Raw genomic sequence first — 14,467 nt, 5'->3', positions numbered from 1 at the left:
GAGCTGGGTGCTTCAATAATCGTCGCATCCACCAGTGTACCCTGCGTCATCATCACACCGCAGTCAGACAGCCATTGGTTGACCGTTTTGAATAATTTGCGAGTCAGCTTGTGCTTTTCCAGCAAGTGCCGAAAGTTCATAATGGTAGTGCGGTCTGGAATGGCTTTATCCAATGACAGTTGCACAAACTGACGCATCGAGGCAATTTCATATAACGCATCTTCCATGGCTTCATCACCGAGGCTATACCATTGCTGCATACAGTGTATGCGAAACATGGTCTCAAGCGCATACGGGCGTCTGCCATTGCCTGCCTTAGGATAAAAGGGGTCAATCACTTCCAGCAGTTGAGGCCACGGCAGCAGGTTATCCATTCTGGATAAGAATAGCTCTTTACGGGTCTGGCGGCGCTTGCTGGAAAACTCACTACCGGCAAAAGTTAACTGTTGGCTCATGGGCGGTAATGGCTGTGATTTACTATGCAGCTATGATCTCACATCGGGGACTTTTTCGCATCCTCCCTAGGTTTGGGATTCAAACTAGCCGTGAAGCCACATACAAGATCTTGTCTGCTTTTGACCAATAAATGAAACTGCTTGCTGTAAAGCTAATCAAGTAGATAGAAAGGGATTGGAACAGGAATTTATTTCTGAAGCCTGGAGCGTATAAAGCTGACCAGGGTATAAATAACCAGGCCATAACACATCAGGGCAACAAAGCCTGCCGGGTATGCCATCAATAGCATCCCTTTGTCCCAGCCATACAAAGCCATGGTGGTGCAGATAACAGCCAGCGATAACTCGATGAGCAGACTTTCCCAGTTCAACCGATAGTCCGAATCGATGGGGCGGGCGAAGAAATTAATTTTATAGGGCATAACGACACTCCTTTGTGTTAATACCAGTGATAGCAAAATCTGCCCGTACTGACCAGTTTAATCGATGAACACCATTAAAGGCCTAATCGAGGTCTTCCAATGGCCAGATAGCGATATACTCTTCGAAGTTGTCCAAATCAGCGTCTGATTCAGGCACCGTTTTACCGCGCACCGACATCCCTTCGCGGTGCATTGCTGTCTTCTTGCCACGATTGAGCAGTGGGTGCCAGAACGGTAAACCGCGGCCCTCGTGCAGGCGCCGGTAAGCGCAGCTGGTGGGCATAAAGAAAATATCTTTAAGGTTTTCTTTGGTCAGTTTTACGCAATCCGGCACCAATTGCTGGCGCTCAGCGTAGCGGGTACAGCTGCAGGTTTTGGTATTAAGCAAATCACAGGCGATACTGGTGTAATGAATGGTTTCGTTATGTTCCATGTAATCAGTAGGCGCTGCTTCCACGGCATCATCGTCGTCGATGAATTTGTGCAGGCAACACTTGGCGCAGCCATCGCAAATCGCTTCCCATTCTTCACGGCTCATGTCATCGAGTGACTTGGTTTCCCAAAAACGGTCTTCCACCTTATTCCCCTACCTGCGTGTGAATGTCAAACCACGGTGCCATCTTAAGTTGCAGACTATCTCCCGGGTGCAAAGCTCCTACACCTTTAGGTGTGCCGGTAAGCACGATATCGCCGGGTTGCAGTGTAAATACCTCAGAGATAGCGCAGAGCAATGCTAAGGCGCCCCGCATCATCATTTTGGTGTTGCCCTGCTGGCGGACTTCGCCGTTTATTGTCAGAGAAAAATCGAGGTTACCGAGATCGGCAGAAGCATCCAGCGGCGTAAAGCTACTTACCGGGCATGCCCCGTCAAAAGCCTTGGCGCGCTCCCAGGGCTGACCTTTGTCTTTCAGTTTTTGCTGCACGTCCCGCAGCGTTAAATCGAGCGCCAGGCCAACACCATATAGTGCATCAGCTGCGGTTTGCTCGCTGCTGCAATCACGCAAAGGCTGAGCGATTAACAGCGCTACTTCCAGCTCGTTGTGACACTCGCCCAAGTCAGCAGGGATAACCAGTGGTTTGCTGATCTCACACAACGCTGTTGCAGGCTTCATAAATAACAAGGGTTCAGCCGGGATTTCGTTGTTGAGTTCCTGAATATGGTCGAGGTAGTTACGCCCCACGCAAACAACTTTGCCTACCGGCAGGTCGATGCGCTCGCCCGTTAAAGTGGTATGTTGATACATATTATTTCCCCTGCTTGATGCGCTCCGAAAGGTAACTTACAGACACACCAAAATAGCTCGACCGGTTCCACTTCATCAGTGTATGAAAGTTTTGATAAACCAGGTAGATACGGCCATTTTTACCGTCCGGCATAATAAGCGATGCATTGATGTCAACCTGCGGCAAATCGTTTCCATTGAAACGGCGTACGCCTTGCTCCTGCCAGAAAGGCAGGGGCTTAAACTTAGCCCTATCAAGCCCGGCCAGGGTGTAATCAAAATTGCTACTCACACTTACCTGGCGTCCCCAGGTCTGATCATCCTGCCAGCCTTCGGCAGCCAGAAAGTTAGCAATGGAGGCAAAAACGTCTGCCGGCGTGCCCCAGATATCCTTGCGACCATCGCCATCGTAATCTACCGCATATTGCAAAAAGGATGTCGGTATAAACTGGCTCTGGCCCATGGCTCCAGCCCATGAGCCGTTGAAATCTTTCAGCGTACTATGACCTTCCTGTAAAATCGTCAGTGCCGCCATAAACTGCTTTTTAAATAACGCTTCCCGCCGGCCTTCAAACGCCAGCGAGGCAAGCGCAGAAAGCACCGGATAACTGCCCTGAATACGCCCGAAGTTTGACTCATTGCCCCACAGCGCGACAATAAATCGTGGCTGTACGCCGTATTCCTTAGCGACCTGATTAAGTAACGCCTGATGCTCTTCCATCAAGGTGACGGCCTGTTTTACTTTCCAGTCCGGCACCCGGGTTTTGAGGTATTTATCCAGGGTAATCTTAGTTTCCGGCTGGTTTTTATCGGCCTTAACCACCGTAGCCCGGTAATAAATAGTGGCAAACACATTCTCAACGAACTGGCGGCCAAAGCCGGCGTCGATGGCGTCGGTTTTAAGCTGGGATTTGTACTGTTCAAATTCTTGCTGTTCATCGGCTTGCTGAGCAAAAACAGGGCTGAAAAACAGCCCCGCACACAACAATACGGTGCATAATTTACGCATACATCGCCCCTTAAGACTTAGGTGATGTGGGTGACAGGCCAAGCTCAGTGCGATGAGTCTCGAGCCAGTTTTCTTCCTTAGGCGGCATTTGCAGATAAAAGCCTGGCTCCTCCATGGCTTCCAGTAATTTCTGTTTGTCTACGCCCAGCGCCTTACGTTTGTGAACTGGCAGCATCATCACCAGCTGTGGATGACCAAAGTGGTTCATCAGCGCTTCAGGGACGGCAGAAAAATCATCTTTTTTAGGAACATAAAGGTACATCCCTTCTTTCTTAGCGGTTTTATAAACGGCAATCAACATGGTGTTTTTCAGTTATTTTCTTCGTGTAATATCGCGTTAACTACGGGTGCGAACAAGGGTTCACGCCATCCGGTCAGTACGTCGGGTTTGAGGCCCATCAGGCGACATTCATCAACGTTAAACCATTTGTATTTTAACAGCTGATTGAGCTGTTTTTTAGAGGCCAGCACTTCTTCTGTCACGCCGTGCTCCACGGCCATTTCACTTACAGCGTGCTTAAACTTGGCAAGCGTTTGTTTATACGCGGGAAAGTCTATCAGGCGCGATATACGCTCAATATGTTCTCCCGATGGCGTATTGTCGAATTCCTGTAAACCGGCATTCACTACGTTGAGAATAATATCAGGATTCAGGCGCCGCTCCTGAGGCGTTAAACTCTGTATACGGGCAAGCGCCGATTTTGATTGCGGCATCCGCAGCGCAAGTTCATATAAGTGTGGCTCTTTAAACACAAAGTTTAGTGCCATATTGCGCTCTCTTGCCCGGCGCACCCGCCAGGCGGCCAGGTGTTTCAGCACCGTGAGTTGCTGGCTGGATAAACGCCAGGCATTGTTAATTTGCAAATAGGCAAACTCAGGCGGCAGGCTGGCTTTTTTCTTGTCGACCAGACAGGCCGATTCAGATAACACCCAGTCTGTCTTGCCCTTCGCTTTCACCATATCGTAGAGTTGATGGAATGCGGGTAGCAGGTATAACACGTCGTCAGCGGCGTACCGGCATTGCTTGTCAGTTAACGGGCGGGCCAGCCAGTCAGTGCGCGACTCCCCTTTTTCCAGTTCGGTTTCCAGCAGCATTTCGATTAACCGGGCATAGCCCATGGTTGCGCCAAGGCCCAGCAGGCTGGCTGCAAACTGGGTGTCGAAAATGGGCGTAGGTACCTCGTTATAGGTGGCCAGAAAGGCTTCTAAATCTTCTGAGCAGGAATGCAGTACCTTAATCACATCCGGGTTAGTCAGCAGGCTGACCAGCGACGACATATCGTCGATCGCGAGCGGATCGATTAGCACCAGTTGATGTCCGTCATAGAGCTGCACCAGGCCAAGCTCGGGGGTCAGCGTGCGGGTTCTGACAAACTCCGTGTCCAGCGCTATTGCCGGCTGGCGTGCCGCTCTGGCACACACCTCATCGAGGGTTTCCTGATCCTGTATGTAAATATAATCCATAAAATAAAAAACCGGCCTAAGGCCGGTTATACTCTTAAAATTCGGGCCTGACGACGCGCCCTAGTCTCGTAGTTCACGTCGTAAAATTTTACCGACATTGGTTTTCGGTAGCTCTTCTTTAAACTCTACGTGTTTAGGGACTTTATACCCCGTCAGATGCGTACGGCAGTGTGATATCACGGCTTCAGCGGTGAGTGAATCATCTTTTCTGACAATAAAGAGTTTAACCACCTCTCCACTTACATCGTGGGGAACACCAATGGCGGCGACTTCAAGTACAGCATCATGCATTGCTGCCACTTCTTCAATTTCATTCGGGAATACGTTAAACCCGGATACCAGAATCATATCCTTTTTCCGGTCAACAATGTAGAAATATCCTTCTTCATCGCAACGGGCGATATCGCCGGTGGCCAGCCAGCCGTCTTTGAGAATTTCATCACTGGCTTCCGAACGGTTGTAATAGCCTTTCATTACCTGTGGGCCTTTGACCCATAGCTCACCGGATTCACCGGCCGCCACTTCATTACCGTTGTCGTCAATCAACATAATATCTGTTGAAGGTACCGGCAATCCAATGGCCCCTTTGTAAGCTTCTAGCTGTGGCGGATTTACCGCCACCACTGGTGAACATTCTGTAAGGCCATAGCCTTCCAGCAGCACCGTACCGGTCACCTTTTGCCACTTTTCAGCCACCGGGCGTTGCACCGCCATGCCGCCGCCGAGACCAAATTTAAAGTTAGAAAAGTCCAGGTCGCTGAATCCTGGTGTATTGAGCAAGCCGTTAAACAAAGTATTCACGCCCGGCAAGATGGCAAAAGGATATTTTTCCAGTTCTTTAACAAAGCCAGGCATATCCTTAGGGTTAGTGATTAGTAAGTTAGGACAGCCAAATTTAAGAAATAACAGGCAGTTAGCCAGTAATGCAAAGATATGATAGAGCGGCAATGCGGTGACCACCAAATCTTTGCCCGGTGTAATGACCGTCGATAATATCCCTGAAACCTGTTCCAGGTTAGCTATCATATTGCGGTGCGTGAGCATGGCACCCTTTGAGACCCCTGTTGTACCGCCGGTATACTGCAGAAAAGCAAGGTCTTCATTAGTGACTTCAGGCCGTGTATAGGTGAGTTTCTCGCCGGCTTTCAGTGCCGACATAAACGACTTGGCCCCGGACAGGCTGTAAGCAGGCACCATCTTTTTAACGTGCTTCACCACAAAGTTAACTACCCAACGCTTTGGCGCCGGGAGCATGTCTGCCAGGGATGTCAGCAATACTTCCTGAATACCGGTGTCGGCCACCACTTTGTCCAGCGTATGCGCAAAGTTTTCAACGATAACGATTGCTTTGGCCTGGCTGTCGTTAAGCTGGTGTTTTAATTCTCGCGCCGTATAAAGCGGGTTTACGTTTACCACGGTCATGCCAGCACGCAGGATGCCAAACAGAGCAACCGGATACTGCAGCAGGTTAGGCATCATGATCGCGATGGCATCACCAGGCTTAAAGCCATTGTTCATCAGGTACGCGGCGAATTGCCGGGACAGGCTGTCGAGCTCACTGAAGCTGATTGTCTGGCCCATATTAATATAGGCTGTTTTGTCGCCATATTTTGCTACAGACTCGTCGAGTATGTCGATAATGGAGGCGTAACGGTCCGGGTCGATTTCCGGTGCTACTCTCGAGTCATAATGATTAAGCCAGATTTTTTCCACCAAGCTCTCCTGTCACCTTAAGTCTCTCGATTGTTCTTGTTGTGTGTCATTGCTGGGTCAGCCACTGGTCTGACATGTTGCATATAGTATAGGATGATCAGCAAAAGATAAACGCCGTTGTTTACATTTCTTCAACAAACCGACAAATCGCATTGCTAACTGCTGACGGATTAACCATATGGAAGTGATGACCCCCTGAGAATAGTTCAAACCGACTGTTTTTCAACCAGCTTTTGCGCTTCTCATAGGTTGTGTCCATTTCCTTAAAGCTGTCTGTTGCACCACCGATCCAGACCGGACATTCGATAGCTTCCATTAGATTTTGCGCCTGTGATTCGGTTAACCGTAACGATGATTTGGTGCGTAAACGCGGATCGCTGCGCCAACCGCTCAGGCCGTCTTCACGAATGGTTATATTTCTGCGCAGAATAGTGGCGGCGTGCTCAGCAGTAATGTCGCTCATTTTACAGCGTGCGGCCACCGCAGCATCCAGATCTACCTCGCGGGGGCTGCCGGTGCGGCCAGGCTTGGGCATACGAGAAAGTATTGAGGTTCTTAATTGTTCTGAACTGGTTTCAGGAGGCAATGTTAGCGGCCCGCAGGCGTCAATCATAGCAATAGCGCTTACCCGCTCGGGGAATACGGCGGCGTAAATACTGGCCAGTATACCGCCCATGGAATGACCGACAATCACAACATCCTGCCAGTCTTCAGATACTACCAGCTCATGCAGGTCCTGGATGTAATCCATCTGGTTGTAATGAGCGCCGGTGGGGCGGTGATCGCTCAGTCCATGGCCGGGCAGATCGATAGCAATATACTGATACCTGCTCATCGACGGCGCCAGGCAAGCCATACTGGCGGCGTTATCTAAAAAACCGTGTAACGCCAACACGACCTGGCCTTGCTGGCCATTGGTCATGCCTCTGATGGTGCCCGACGATATTGAAAACTCACACGCTTGCATTACTACTCCCTGAGGGCATTGCCCTGTGACTCATAGACATTGAGCAGCAGTTTAGCAGCGACGAGAGTAAATGTTGAACCTTTGTTGATAACAGTAGCGCAGCCCGAGGCATGACATTGCCGCGCACCGGGCTAAAAGTTGCCGCAAGCGGCAACTTATTACCTAAGGATCCAGGCGGCGCTGAGCTTTACTTCTGGAACTCGGCGGTTGCTGCCTTGGTTGTGGGCGCGCACTCATACTCGGACGGCTGTTAGAAGGCGGCCGATAGTTATTCTTACTCCCCGACCAATAAGCAGGATCCTTGTAAGTGCGGATCATACGTACACTCGGGCCAAATCGCCACGGACTCCAGTACGGATGGTAGAACGGTGAATACCAGCCTGAGTAGAAATCAAAGAAAACCGTAGATGTATCGTACAGCCTCTGGCGACGCCATTTGTAGTAATTGTCGACCGTAAGTGACGGAAACATATAGGGTTGTTCGCCTACCATACCTGCCAGTGGTTTACCCACCTTGCCCAGAAAAGTCACAGTGCGCCCTTCTTCAAACATGATAGGATCCACAAATTTATTGATAACCGCTTTAAACCGCCCCGGTGTTTCTTCACTGGCGTTCGGCTTGCCATAGTGATTAAGCGGGAAATACACCACTTCAATAAGGGTTTGGTCGGGTTTATTCTCGACGTTAGTAATTATGCCGCCCCAACGAGCGCTTTTACCCAGAATATCGTCACCAGCAACCACTGCCTTGTTATATCCCACCAACGGCGTATTTTCTGGTACCTGTAGCGGTTCGGGAACAACTGCACAAGCCGACAGGCTTAATGCAAAGATAACGACGAATGCACGAACTAACATATGGGTTCCTTGCTTTAGCTAAACATGTAAGAGCCATCCGGCCCACGGTTCATTTCAACTGAACCAAAAGCCTGCGGCTCCGTGCCTGACCTATCAATCATACTGCTCACATCTTATCAACGGATCAGTATGCTCGGGTTCAATCCTGAAATACTCTTATTTAGTGTAGAAGATTAAACTGAATAGAAACTGAATTCAGTGTGGTTCATTATAATGAATCAACAAGTTACTGATTATGACAATGCTAATCAAGGATAGTTTAATCTGGCAATAGCCGAATTAGGCGTAAAGGTCGACACCCATCATTTCACGTATGGCTGCGCGCTTGGTTTCACGTTCGTGACTGGCGTAAGCTTCCAGGGCGAGAATGGCCGGGCCCTGAGGCTGATCGTAGCCTGACGTCCGGCGAAACGACTCCGCCTGGGCACGGGTATTATCATCGCCGGTGCGAGGTTGAATAGCATCTAACTGGCTTGCTGGCGCTTTATCAACACGCTCCACCGCTGCGGATTTTGTCGCAGGTTTGGGCTGCGGAGCATTGCGCTCTACATTGGGTGTGATTAATTGCTGACGAATTTCCATGAAGCCGATAACGCCTGTCGATTGCCAAAGTACTGACAGCCAGTGAGCCGTCGTTAGTTAAACTCAAAGTACAGCAAATATCACGCCAGTCCTGGCCGGCACTTAGCGGCCAGGCAACTTTTTCCAGGTAACCGTATTCCGTAAATACTCTGGAGTAATGGCGTCCACCGCCATGCCCTGCCCCGCATTCAGCGTTTGTTCTGTCAGCGGCAGCATGAACCTTGCGTAAGGATAAGACACATTTACTGATTGCACTTTAAGCAATTCACTTAACACCGGGTATGCCTGCCAGCCGGTGCCAGCTACCGCCATTGAAGAGACATCAAGTTGTTCAGCGACGGCCTCAGGTGAAGTCACCTGCTCTTCGCCTACCAGCGTCGCTATGCCCTGCTGATTTTGATAATGAGCAAAATACACTTCGCCCATACGAGCATCGATGGCTACGGCAACGTCATTAACGTCACCGGAGTTGATCACCTGCTGTGCCATAGCGGCCAGAGTACTGACGCCGGCAACAGGAAGCTGACTGCCCAAAGCAAGCCCCTGAATAATGCCGGTGGCAATACGCACACCGGTAAAACTGCCGGGGCCACGGCCAAAACCCAGGCCGTCGAGTGCCGCTAAAGAAGCACCGGCTTCTTTCATCACCGCATCCACCATGGGCAGAATCTTCTGGCTGTGTTGTTGCGGACAAACCTCGTAACGGGTAAACAGTGCCTGATTAAACTGTAAGGCAACCGAACAAGCTTCGGTGGCAGTGTCAATAGTTAAAATGTTCATGGATTATTCTTCTGTAACGTGTTCTGTTTGCTCGATATTGGCCAGAAATTTTTCGACTTCACTGACATCCCGGGTCCGCTTCATTGGCGGTAAACTGCCAAGGAAGGTTTGGGCATAGGGTTTGGTAACCAGGCGATTATCGCAAATTACCAGCACTCCGGCATCAGCCGGGTCGCGGATCAGTCTGCCTGCGCCCTGTTTCAGAGTAATAACCGCCTGCGGGATCTGGATACTACCAAACGGGTTACCGCCTTTTTTACGGCATTCCTCCAGCCGGGCCTGCAGCAGCGGATCATCCGGCGCCGCAAACGGCAATTTATCGATCATTACGCACACCAGATCATTGCCACGCACGTCTACGCCTTCCCAGAAGGCGCCAGTACCAAGCAGTACAGCCGAAGGGTCAGACAGATAAGCACTTAACAGAGCCTGTTTTGACGTGCTGCCCTGCACCAGTACCGGATTATCAATTTGTTCCTGTAATGCTGCAGCGACTTCTTGCAACGCAGCATGGCTGGTAAACAGCAAAAAGCAACGCCCGCCGCTGGCTTTAATGAGCTTCTTGGCTATGGTAACCAGTTGCTTGCGCATGGTCGGCATGTGCGGTTCGGGTAAATAACGTGGCACGCATAACATGGCCTGGCTTTCATAATCAAACGGGCTGTCGAGCATCATGGTTCTGGCTTTTTCCAGCCCCATGCGCCGTTGAAAGTGAGTAAAGTCGTTATCAACCACCAGTGTAGCCGAGGTAAATACCCAGCCGCGATCGTCAGACTCAACAAAACGGCGAAATTTCGCGGCAATCGACAGAGGTGTCATATGCATTACAATATGGCGCGGCGTGGTTTCATACCACAAACTCATTCCGTCATGCTCTTTGGTGGTAAACAGGGCCAGTTTTTCACGGCTCTGCACAATACGATCAAACAGGTTATCAAGGTCTTTATCGCGCCCAATGTGCAGTTTACAAATATCGTACAGTACGCCCACTGCATCTTCGAGGCGGCTCACCTGGGTTGCTACTTCTTCGCGTTCCATGGCCTCCAGCCAGTGGCCACGCTGGGGCTTATCGGCAAACAACAAACGCAGGTCTGCGGCCTGCATGCGTACCTTCTCACCGGCTTTTTCCAACTGATCGGCATCCTTTAACACCGTACGATACAACAAGGTGATCTCTTTGCTTATTTCGGTTAGCTGACGGGTTGAGATAGCCTCGCCAAAGTATTCACTGGCGATTTCCGGGATCTGGTGGGCTTCGTCGAAGATTATGCAGTCGGCTTCGGGAATAAGCTCACCAAAGCCGGTGTCGCGCAGTGCCATATCAGCAAAGAAAAGGTGATGATTTACCACTACGATATCAGCTTCCATGGCATTCTTGCGCGCTTTTACCAGATAGCAGTCTTCATAATCGGGACAATCACGCCCCAGGCAGTTATCCACCGTGGAGGTTACCAGAGGGATCACCCGAGCATCCTCAGGCAGGGTTTTCACCTCGCCCATATCTCCGGTTTTGGTGGTGTTTGCCCAGGCTCTTACGGTTGATAATTCGTTCAGTACATCCGATTCCACCAGAGTAGAATTACCGCCATGCTGAGCAAGACGATGCAGGCAAAGATAGTTAGCCCGGCCTTTTAGCAACGCTGTTTTACGATTGCTGGCGAGAGCTTTTTTAATCACCGGCAGGTCGCGGTGAAATAACTGTTCCTGGAGGTTTTTGGTGCCCGTGGAAACAATGGATTTTCCCTTCGACAGCAACACAGGAGCCAGATAGGCAAAGGTTTTTCCGGTGCCGGTGCCGGCCTCAACAATTAAACTGTCGGCATCGTTAATGGCGCTGGCGACGGCTTTTGCCATGTCTGTTTGCGCCTGACGGGGGTTAAACCCCTGAATCGCCTTAGCCAGCAATCCCGAGCCCGAAAATACATCATCTAAACTGGGCATGTTGTTCCTGAGTGAGTGCAAAAGCGCTATTATGCCAAAGTTTTTACAGCTCGTCTGTGGGTCTGTTAGATCAGGGGAAAGTTTGCCGACACAAACACCCTGTAAGCCCAGGGTGGCAGGCTCAGAGTATCGGTTTGCGCTACCGCCGTACATGATGCTTCAAACAGGTCAATGTATTCATCGCGATACAGATTTTCATGAAAATCCACGTCAGCAGTATCTGCCGAAAGATTCAGTACCACAAATACCTTTACATCGTCTTGCCTGCGAACAAAGCTGAGCACCTGCCCGGGCAAAGAGTTAGGCACTTGTATCATGCGCGCACCATACTTGCCGTTCCAGAGTGCCGGTACCCGTTTTTTCAGATGAATAAGTTTACGGTACAACTCGCCAATCGGATGGGCCTGCCACTCGATAGGATCGCGCTCAAAAAAGGCCAGCCGTTTGCTCTCACCCGCTTCTTGACCATTGTGAATGAGCGGCATTCCCTCGCCGAGCACCGACAATACTATCGCTGCCTCTAAACATTCACCAAACTGCTCCTGCTGGGTGCCGTCCCAGGCATTTTTGTCATGGTTGCTGACGAAAGTCATGCGGTAGGCTGAACGGGGCCAGGCCCGTTCGTTCCATGAATAATATTTTCGTAATCGGTCCACAGGCGCCTGCCCCTGAGCGATTTCATGCATGGCTTCATTCCAGCTCCACGCATAGCTCATATTAAAGCCGTCACGATGGAGATCGCGATCTTCCCATTCAGCAAGAAGAAAGACCGGCTTAATGTCATCCAGCGCTACGCGAAGCTGGCGCCAAAAATCATTGGGTACATAGCCTGCTACATCACACCGGTAACCGTCGATATCAAACTCTTCAACCCAGTAAGCCATGGCCTTTATCATATAATCACGCAGGCCCGGCTGTTCGTAATCAAACTCGATGATATCGCTCCAGTCCCACCAGGGTGAAGGGCGAAAATCGCCTTTGTAATCGCGTGCATACCACTCGGGATGTTGCGTCACCAGATGGTTATCCCAGGCACTGTGATTAGGCACCCAGTCGAGGATGACTTTCAGCCCCAGCGCATGGGCTTCTTTAATGAGTCGCCGAAGACTGCTCTCGTCACCAAACTCCGGATTTACAGCAAAATAATCTTTCACGGCGTAAGGACTGCCGAGCTCACCTTTGCGATGTTTCTCGCCAATCGGATGGATAGGCATCAGCCACATGATTGTGGCGCCCAATCCGGCGATATGAGACAGTTTTTCGGTGACACCATCGAAGGTACCCGCCTGACTGAACTGACGGGTATTGACCTGGTAAATAACCGCGTCTTTGCTCCAGTCGGGCTGCGTGAGGGTGTAGAGATTAGCCGGAGAATAAGCCATGTAGTGAGGATCCGTTCACCAGTAAATAGATAAAGTCACCATAGCAGAGTTGCCAGCTTATCTTAAAGGGCAAGACCAAAGTCTGAATTATTTAGCCAATGGGGAGTGTACAGTACAGATAACAGTCAGGCTGTTTATACAATGCTCAGTATGCCCAGTAACAGCACCCAGAGCGCAAAAAACAGTTTCACCTGTCTGGGCGAAAAGAACAGCACCACATACCTTGCAAGGCGACCGCCAATCACTGCACCAGCGCCGGCAAACAACACAACATACCAGTTTACGGCAGCACTCACCAAGGCGCCATAACCAACCGCTCCCCAAACCGTGACCGCCGAAATAATCACCGCTGCACCAATGGCCAGTGTGACATCAAAGCGTCTGACAATCAGGTACACGGCAACCAGTTCACCTATCCCTACCGACAAATATGCCGTAATGATGCCACCCACAAAGCTGATCACGGCAAGCCAGTTTTTATCTGCTGCGGTTATCTGACTGCGCCCCTGAGGACTGCTTAATCGTTTCGACGAGGCCATAATCGCCAGCGCCAACAAAATAGAAAACGCGCCGAAGCCAATGTGTAACTGTGATGACACGGCCGAGAAACTAAGGTGAGGCACCAGGTAATCAAACCCATACTGCGCCAGCCATAATCCTGCCAGACCAAAAGGAATGCAGCGGCTCAGGACAGCCGGTAGCAACAGCCAGTCGGGCTGCTGACTCTTAATATGCCGGTAAAACTGCAGCCAGTTGATGGCACCGGCGGTCATACCGCAGCACTGGATGGCAAAACTGGTGGCGATGACCGCCTCCGGAGAAAATGCCAGTTGCTGAAAAAACGGCACGAACACTACGCCGCCTCCGGCCCCCGTGGCATTGGCAAAAACAGCGCCAACGATCCCCAGCAATAAAAACCCGCCATACTGAGTCAGCAGTACTGGTAGCTCTGTGCCACCTACAATAATTATCAGGGATAACCACAACACCGCCAGCAGGCTCAGCCAGGGATGGGCAATAAACGTCTTCTTCACTTTTACAATCAATTGATTTTGACCGGCAGCACTTTGCCAGAATCTCCCGTTGAAGTCGAACACCCTTTTATTAAAACCTACATTTTTACAACATTTACCCGCTATACTAAAACGGATTAAGTTTAGGTAAACAGCGCCTATGGTTTCAGTAAAGCATCAGCCACATTTTAGCCTTATCAGTTTACAACCCAATCGTTCCGCCGACTGGGTCCATAATAAATGGCTAATGGCTGGCATGGCAGGCGTTGCCCTGATCATTGCAACCATGTGGGCATTTTTTGGTATTTGGATCGTCTTTCCCTTTGCCGGTATTGAAGTTGGCTTGTTGTGTTACTTGCTTTACCGGGTCAGTCATAATACTTACCGCACGCAAACCCTGTCATTTGAGAAAGACTACGTGCATATCCAAAGCAACCAGAAATCATCACAAACTGTGACGCTTAGCCGCCGTGACACTCACCTCGAAATGTCAGAAAGCCCTCACGACTGGTATTTACCGCAGCTTGCTCTGGTCACCCCGGAACACAGTGTAAGGGTTGGCGAGTTTTTAAATCAGGCTGACCGTCACCGCCTTTATGAGGAAATCAAGAAAATTGGCATCCCGGCCTGGCGTCATCACTGGTGGAAACACTAACTA

At 50.3% G+C, this 14,467-nt stretch carries 16 protein-coding genes; 1 reads left to right on the top strand and 15 read right to left on the bottom strand.

What is annotated here, in order from left to right; translation table 11 throughout:
- The 15 genes from C6Y40_RS16570 to C6Y40_RS16500 form a co-directional block, all read right to left on the bottom strand.
- Nucleotides 1-455, bottom strand: a 455-nt coding sequence (locus tag C6Y40_RS16570; RefSeq protein WP_146129595.1) for an IS5 family transposase, incomplete at its 3' end; no start/stop codon positions are given.
- A gap of 188 nt (nucleotides 456-643) precedes the next feature.
- A complete protein-coding gene (locus C6Y40_RS16565; RefSeq protein ID WP_105935525.1) occupies nucleotides 644-877 on the bottom strand; it encodes a hypothetical protein in 234 nt (77 codons plus the stop codon).
- Between the two features lie 82 nt (nucleotides 878-959).
- The gene (locus C6Y40_RS16560; protein ID WP_105935524.1) at nucleotides 960-1,454 is read right to left on the bottom strand and encodes a YcgN family cysteine cluster protein; all 495 of its coding nucleotides are present in this window, start codon (nucleotides 1,452-1,454) and stop codon (nucleotides 960-962) included.
- A gap of 1 nt (nucleotide 1,455) precedes the next feature.
- Nucleotides 1,456-2,121 (bottom strand): fumarylacetoacetate hydrolase family protein, encoded by a 666-nt coding sequence (locus C6Y40_RS16555; protein WP_105935523.1) that lies wholly within the window; start codon nucleotides 2,119-2,121, stop codon nucleotides 1,456-1,458.
- A gap of 1 nt (nucleotide 2,122) precedes the next feature.
- On the bottom strand, nucleotides 2,123-3,109 hold the full coding sequence (locus C6Y40_RS16550) for a lytic murein transglycosylase (RefSeq protein ID WP_105935522.1): 987 nt from the start codon (nucleotides 3,107-3,109) through the stop codon (nucleotides 2,123-2,125).
- A gap of 10 nt (nucleotides 3,110-3,119) precedes the next feature.
- Nucleotides 3,120-3,410, bottom strand: coding sequence for a YcgL domain-containing protein (locus C6Y40_RS16545; RefSeq protein WP_105935521.1), 291 nt, complete (start codon nucleotides 3,408-3,410; stop codon nucleotides 3,120-3,122).
- A gap of 8 nt (nucleotides 3,411-3,418) precedes the next feature.
- Complete coding sequence (gene rnd / locus C6Y40_RS16540; protein WP_105935520.1) at nucleotides 3,419-4,573, bottom strand: ribonuclease D; 1,155 nt, start codon at nucleotides 4,571-4,573, stop codon at nucleotides 3,419-3,421.
- A gap of 60 nt (nucleotides 4,574-4,633) precedes the next feature.
- Complete coding sequence (gene fadD, locus C6Y40_RS16535) at nucleotides 4,634-6,286, bottom strand: long-chain-fatty-acid--CoA ligase FadD (protein WP_105935519.1); 1,653 nt, start codon at nucleotides 6,284-6,286, stop codon at nucleotides 4,634-4,636.
- Between the two features lie 121 nt (nucleotides 6,287-6,407).
- On the bottom strand, nucleotides 6,408-7,253 hold the full coding sequence (locus C6Y40_RS16530) for an alpha/beta fold hydrolase (RefSeq protein ID WP_105935518.1): 846 nt from the start codon (nucleotides 7,251-7,253) through the stop codon (nucleotides 6,408-6,410).
- Between the two features lie 162 nt (nucleotides 7,254-7,415).
- On the bottom strand, nucleotides 7,416-8,111 hold the full coding sequence (locus tag C6Y40_RS16525; RefSeq protein WP_105935517.1) for a Slp family lipoprotein: 696 nt from the start codon (nucleotides 8,109-8,111) through the stop codon (nucleotides 7,416-7,418).
- Nucleotides 8,112-8,390: 279 nt separating this feature from the next.
- Nucleotides 8,391-8,693, bottom strand: a complete 303-nt coding sequence (locus C6Y40_RS16520) for a hypothetical protein (protein WP_105935516.1) — start codon at nucleotides 8,691-8,693, stop codon at nucleotides 8,391-8,393.
- A 102-nt stretch (nucleotides 8,694-8,795) separates the two neighbouring features.
- Complete coding sequence (gene tsaB / locus C6Y40_RS16515) at nucleotides 8,796-9,473, bottom strand: tRNA (adenosine(37)-N6)-threonylcarbamoyltransferase complex dimerization subunit type 1 TsaB (protein ID WP_105935515.1); 678 nt, start codon at nucleotides 9,471-9,473, stop codon at nucleotides 8,796-8,798.
- Between the two features lie 3 nt (nucleotides 9,474-9,476).
- Nucleotides 9,477-11,414 (bottom strand): DNA repair helicase YoaA, encoded by a 1,938-nt coding sequence (locus C6Y40_RS16510; protein WP_105935514.1) that lies wholly within the window; start codon nucleotides 11,412-11,414, stop codon nucleotides 9,477-9,479.
- 65 nt (nucleotides 11,415-11,479) lie between these two features.
- Nucleotides 11,480-12,796: an alpha-amylase family glycosyl hydrolase gene (locus C6Y40_RS16505; RefSeq protein WP_105935513.1), complete on the bottom strand. Its 1,317-nt coding sequence runs from the start codon at nucleotides 12,794-12,796 to the stop codon at nucleotides 11,480-11,482.
- A 134-nt stretch (nucleotides 12,797-12,930) separates the two neighbouring features.
- Nucleotides 12,931-13,830 (bottom strand): sulfite exporter TauE/SafE family protein, encoded by a 900-nt coding sequence (locus C6Y40_RS16500; protein WP_240621989.1) that lies wholly within the window; start codon nucleotides 13,828-13,830, stop codon nucleotides 12,931-12,933.
- A gap of 139 nt (nucleotides 13,831-13,969) precedes the next feature.
- Here C6Y40_RS16500 and C6Y40_RS16495 point away from each other — a divergent pair, with 139 nt between their 5' ends.
- On the top strand, nucleotides 13,970-14,464 hold the full coding sequence (locus C6Y40_RS16495; RefSeq protein ID WP_105935512.1) for a DUF2244 domain-containing protein: 495 nt from the start codon (nucleotides 13,970-13,972) through the stop codon (nucleotides 14,462-14,464).
- Nucleotides 14,465-14,467: the final 3 nt, after the last annotated feature.

The sequence above is a fragment of the Marisediminitalea alba genome (genome assembly GCF_002993365.1).
Classification (GTDB): Bacteria; Pseudomonadota; Gammaproteobacteria; order Enterobacterales; family Alteromonadaceae; genus Alteromonas; species Alteromonas alba.
Note: the sequence above shows the minus strand (reverse complement) of the source record. Positions and strands in the feature narration are given on the sequence as shown.

Bases quoted from the DNA above. Each gene is read 5' to 3' on its own strand.
- rnd (WP_105935520.1), bottom strand. From the start codon at position 4,573: ATGGATTATATTTACATACAGGATCAGGAAACCCTCGATGAGGTGTGT.
- C6Y40_RS16550 (WP_105935522.1), bottom strand. From the start codon at position 3,109: ATGCGTAAATTATGCACCGTATTGTTGTGTGCGGGGCTGTTTTTCAGC.
- C6Y40_RS16520 (WP_105935516.1), bottom strand. From the start codon at position 8,693: ATGGAAATTCGTCAGCAATTAATCACACCCAATGTAGAGCGCAATGCT.
- C6Y40_RS16510 (WP_105935514.1), bottom strand. From the start codon at position 11,414: ATGCCCAGTTTAGATGATGTATTTTCGGGCTCGGGATTGCTGGCTAAG.
- tsaB (WP_105935515.1), bottom strand. From the start codon at position 9,473: ATGAACATTTTAACTATTGACACTGCCACCGAAGCTTGTTCGGTTGCC.
- C6Y40_RS16545 (WP_105935521.1), bottom strand. From the start codon at position 3,410: ATGTTGATTGCCGTTTATAAAACCGCTAAGAAAGAAGGGATGTACCTT.
- C6Y40_RS16530 (WP_105935518.1), bottom strand. From the start codon at position 7,253: ATGCAAGCGTGTGAGTTTTCAATATCGTCGGGCACCATCAGAGGCATG.
- C6Y40_RS16565 (WP_105935525.1), bottom strand. From the start codon at position 877: ATGCCCTATAAAATTAATTTCTTCGCCCGCCCCATCGATTCGGACTAT.
- C6Y40_RS16495 (WP_105935512.1), top strand. From the start codon at position 13,970: ATGGTTTCAGTAAAGCATCAGCCACATTTTAGCCTTATCAGTTTACAA.
- C6Y40_RS16505 (WP_105935513.1), bottom strand. From the start codon at position 12,796: ATGGCTTATTCTCCGGCTAATCTCTACACCCTCACGCAGCCCGACTGG.
- C6Y40_RS16525 (WP_105935517.1), bottom strand. From the start codon at position 8,111: ATGTTAGTTCGTGCATTCGTCGTTATCTTTGCATTAAGCCTGTCGGCT.
- C6Y40_RS16555 (WP_105935523.1), bottom strand. From the start codon at position 2,121: ATGTATCAACATACCACTTTAACGGGCGAGCGCATCGACCTGCCGGTA.